Source organism: Planktothrix sp. FACHB-1355 (assembly GCF_014748295.1).
In the GTDB taxonomy this organism is placed as follows: Bacteria; Cyanobacteriota; Cyanobacteriia; order Cyanobacteriales; family Aerosakkonemataceae; genus Aerosakkonema; species Aerosakkonema funiforme_A.
Genome location: NZ_JACJUP010000557.1, coordinates 1 through 4,368 on the forward strand (window position 1 = coordinate 1; position 4,368 = coordinate 4,368).

Sequence of the window (4,368 nt, forward strand, 5' to 3'; positions counted from 1 at the left end):
GGGAGCGAGATAATTAATCTTTTCCCTCTTTTATCTTCCCCTTTCCCCTAACCCCTAATCCCGACGCCCTTTTTTTTGACTTTTGACTTTTGACTTTTGACTTTCCCGTTCAACTGGCGGCGCGTTCGGTGAGACGAGTGAGGACTTGATTCGATCGCTCCAAGAAAGCCTTCATTTTTTCAGCGTCGAATGCTTTGTGTGCCATTAAAGCCAAATCGTAGACGTGATGGCAAATCATGTTAGCCAGTTCGCCGCTGGGTGATGTACCTTCAGTTTGGACGATACCGCCTTGACTGAGATTGACGAGATTGTGGATCAAGGGGTGAGAGGTATTCACCACCAAAGTATGTTCTTCAGGGAATTGCACAGCTTGCTGCTGCAACAAAGCATTCATCTCCCGCAGACGGCGCAGAAATTCCGGTAGCAGTACCATTGCCGGCGGAGTGCCTTGGGGGTCGTCGGATTTAAGCGCCTCCGTGCGGATGGTAACTTTCTCCTTGTTGAGCGCCTTCTCGAATAGCTCTTTAATCAGTTCGCTGCGAGTTTTGTTGGTTTTGGGGTCAACAATTTCGGCGGCTTTGTCTTTTTCGAGGAGGTTTTCATCCAGTTCGGAGTCTACGCGAGAGAACTTGACATCTTTATATTCCCGTTCCAAGAAAGAGATGAAGTGGCTGTCGATGAAGGAGTCCATAAACAGGACTTCCAAACCTTGTTTTTTGTGTAATTCTACGTATGTTGCCTGCGTTACTGGATCGGAGCAGTAGAATACGCGGTTTTCGTGACGTTTTTGGTTGCGTTCTAGGTATTCTTTGAGGGTGGTGTATTCCGAATTTGGATTTGGGATTTGGGATTTGGGATTTTCTTGTTCTTGAGCGGCTGGGGTAACATCTTGCCAAGCATCGCCTTCTTGTGTTTGCACTTGTACGGTAGCAGGCGGGGATGCTTGCTCTCCTGCTTCGGTAGCAGGCGGGGACGGCTGCTCTACTGCTAACGTGGTGCGATAGATAATGATATCTTCGACTTGCTTTTTGAACTTTTCGTCATTCATGCAGCCGAATTTGACGAAGGTGCCCAGGTCTTGCCAAGAGCTGATATATTCGGAGCGGTTATCGCGGTAGAGTTCGTTGAGTCGATCGCCTACTTTCTTAGCAACGAAGTCTGCTATTTTACGAACGGTGCGATCCATCTGCAAGGCGCTGCGGGAGACGTTGAGGGGAATATCCGGACTGTCGATGACGCCGCGCATCGGTAGCAGGAATTTGGGAATAATTTCTTCGCAGTGGTCGCTGACAAATACTTGATTGCAGAACAGTTTAATATTGCCCTGCGTTACGTCTACTTCTGGTTTGAGTTTGGGAAAATAGAGAATACCGTTGAGTAAGAAGGGGTAATCGGTGTTTAAGTGTACCCACAACAGCGGTTCTTCTTGGAAGGGATAGAGGTAGCGGTAAAATTCTAAATAATCCTCTTTTTTCAGGCTTCTGGGGGATTCCCGCCACAGTGCCTTTTGTTTGTTGATCTGCTCGCCTTCAAGTTCGATCGGCACTGGCATAAAATCGCAGTAGGTCTTCACCAATTGCCGAATGCGGGAAGGTTCGACGTATTCGACTTCTTCTTCTTGTAAAAAGAGGGTAATGGTAGTGCCGCGATCGGTACGGGGCGAATCTTCTAGAGTAAAGTTTGGGGAACCGTCGCACGACCAGTGTACTGCCTGTGCCCCTTCTTTGTAGGAAAGCGTATCGATTTCGACTTTTTGGGCCACCATGAAGGAGGAATAGAAACCCAAGCCGAAGTGACCGATAATCTGTTGGTCGCCACTGCTTCTATACTTTTGGATAAATTCTTCGGCGCTGGAGAAGGCAACTTGATTGATATATTTCTTAACTTCCTCAGCGGTCATACCGATGCCATTATCGGTGATGGAGAGCGTCTTTTTGTCCTTATCGATGGAGATTTTAATTTTCGGTTCCCCGACTTCGCCTGTAACTTCACCTGCGTGGGACACCATTTTCAGTTTTTGGATGGCATCCACGCCGTTGGAGATTAGTTCCCGCAAGAAAACCTCGTGACCGGAGTAGAGGGATTTTTTGATGATGGGGAAAATATTCTCGGTATGGATAGTGATAGTGCCTTGTTCCAGCATGGTCATAAGTTGAGTTAGGTTGCTTATACTATATCCAGGATAGATTGTGACTTTAGCGTCCCGAACGCCATATGTCTGTTGACTTCACCGTCGCCATCCCAACTTATAATGGCGAGAAGCGTTTACCGGAAGTTCTAGAGAGACTGAGAGAGTGCATTGCACACGCTGAGCGATCGCAGTCCATACAAAACTTCCGCTGGGAAATTATTGTAGTAGATAACAACAGCAAAGACAACACAGCCAAACTTGTGAGAGATTATCAAGTTAGCTGGCCTTTAGATTATCCTTTAAAGTATTGCTTTGAAGGTCAGCAGGGAGCTGGATTTGCTCGCAAAAGGGCTATTGAGGAAGCACAAGCAGAACTGATTGGCTTCCTGGATGATGACAATTTACCTGCATCGAATTGGGTAGAAGCTGCCTGTACCTTTGGTCTAGCACATCCTCAAGCTGGTGCATACGGTAGTCAAATTCACGGACTATTTGAAATACCCCCCCCGGAAAACCTTAAGCCGCTACTGCCTTATTTAGCGATCGTAGAACGCGGTTCGGAACCACTGCTATACAAACGCAGTAAAAAGTTACTGCCTCCCTCTGCGGGATTGGTCGTGCGTAAGCAAGCTTGGCTAGAAAGCGTCCCCAGTCAGTTAATTTTAACAGGTAGAGTTGATAGCAATATGCTGACTGGTGAAGACTTGGAAATGTTGTCTTATATCCAAAATCGTGGCTGGGAAATTTGGTACAATCCCGCTATGGAAATCGAACACAAAATTCCCCATTGGCGTTTGCAAAAACAATACTTAATTCCTTTTTTTCGAGGAATTGGACTTAGCCGTTACGTTACTCGGATGCTGAGTGTGGTATCTTGGCAAAGACCATTGGCTTTTGTGGGATACATGGCAAACGATTTACGCAAAATAATTTTGCATTTGCTTAAGTACAGGAATAGAATAAAGTCAGATTTGGTGGCTGCTTGTCAAATGGAACTACTTTTAAGCAGTTTTTTAAGTTTTTTTTATCTCTGGAACAATGGATATTTAAGTAACAAAAATAAAGAGTGACAAGCAAGTATATTGTAGTCCGAAAATATGAATTATTACAAAATGTTTTTAGACTTTACTGTCGTTATTCCTACCTATAATGGGGCAAGCCGTTTGCCAAAACTTCTGGATAGGCTGCTAGTGCAAAATAATAGCGATCGACTTTCCTGGGAAGTGATTATCGTTGATAATAACAGCACCGACGATACGGCAAAAGTTGTCCGAAACTATCAAGCTAATTGGCCTCAAGCCTATCCTCTCAGGTATTATCTTGAAAAAGAACAAGGATCTGCCTACACAAGGTTAAGGGGGGTCAAGGAAGCTAAAGCTGAATTAATTGGTTTTCTTGATGATGATAATCTGCCAGATCCTGACTGGGTAGCAACAGCTTACTCATTTAGCAAAGAACATCCAAAAGCTGGTGCCTGGAGCGGTCAAACCCACGGTGATTTTGAAATTCCCCCTCCCGAAAATTTTAGAAGAATACAAGCTTTTTTGGCAATCAGAGAATATGGCCCAAAACCAAAGCTCTTCGCTCCAGAAAATTTAAGCCTCCCCACAGCTGCGGCTTTGGTAGTTCGCAAACAAGCATGGAATGAGAGCGTTCCCACTCGTCCTACGTTAAGAGGTAGATTAGGGGGTTCGATGTTGGGGGGAGAAGACTACGAAGCATTGCTGTATATGCACAAAGTAGGTTGGGAAATTTGGTATAATCCTGAAATGCACACTTATCATCAGATACCGCGATCGCGATTGGAAAGAAATTACTTACTTTCTCTCTCTCGTGGCTGTGGGTTAGCTACTTGCCATTTGCGTCTGATTAACGCTAAAAATTGGCAGAAACCGATTGCGATCGCGAAAACTTTACTGGGAAACTTGCGCCGCATGGCATTACACTTAATCAAGTATCGAGGAGAGTTGAAAAATGATGCGATCGCTGCCTGTGAAATGGAATTTTTCATAGGTAGTTTTCTCAGTCCTTTTTATTTATTGAAAATCAATATACAAAAATAATTTTTGATGAAATGCTTGACAAGCGATCGCAATTGGAGTAAATAATATATGTCAGTAATTTCCGCGATAATTCCAGTTAGGAATAGAAAAAATTATACTCAAAATATTCTTACCCAAATTTATAGTCAATTAAGCAATAAAAACTATCAGAAAAAATTTAATGTAATTGTTGTA

3 protein-coding genes are annotated in these 4,368 nt (G+C 44.1%); 2 read left to right on the plus strand and 1 reads right to left on the minus strand.

From position 1 onward, the window contains the following. Nucleotides 1-109: 109 nt before the first annotated feature. Entirely contained in the window at nucleotides 110-2,149 is a 2,040-nt protein-coding gene (gene htpG, locus H6S82_RS20520; RefSeq protein WP_199315497.1) for a molecular chaperone HtpG, read from the minus strand. A 65-nt stretch (nucleotides 2,150-2,214) separates the two neighbouring features. On the opposite strand from htpG, the gene hpsE (H6S82_RS20525) reads away from it, so the two are divergent. Then, entirely contained in the window at nucleotides 2,215-3,201 is a 987-nt protein-coding gene (gene hpsE, locus H6S82_RS20525) for a hormogonium polysaccharide biosynthesis glycosyltransferase HpsE (RefSeq protein WP_190471096.1), read from the plus strand. 27 nt (nucleotides 3,202-3,228) lie between these two features. Further along, entirely contained in the window at nucleotides 3,229-4,194 is a 966-nt protein-coding gene (gene hpsE / locus H6S82_RS20530) for a hormogonium polysaccharide biosynthesis glycosyltransferase HpsE (protein ID WP_242057043.1), read from the plus strand. Nucleotides 4,195-4,368: the final 174 nt, after the last annotated feature.

Bases quoted from the DNA above. Each gene is read 5' to 3' on its own strand.
- htpG (WP_199315497.1), bottom strand. From the start codon at position 2,149: ATGACCATGCTGGAACAAGGCACTATCACTATCCATACCGAGAATATT.
- hpsE (WP_190471096.1), top strand. From the start codon at position 2,215: ATGTCTGTTGACTTCACCGTCGCCATCCCAACTTATAATGGCGAGAAG.
- hpsE (WP_242057043.1), top strand. From the start codon at position 3,229: ATGAATTATTACAAAATGTTTTTAGACTTTACTGTCGTTATTCCTACC.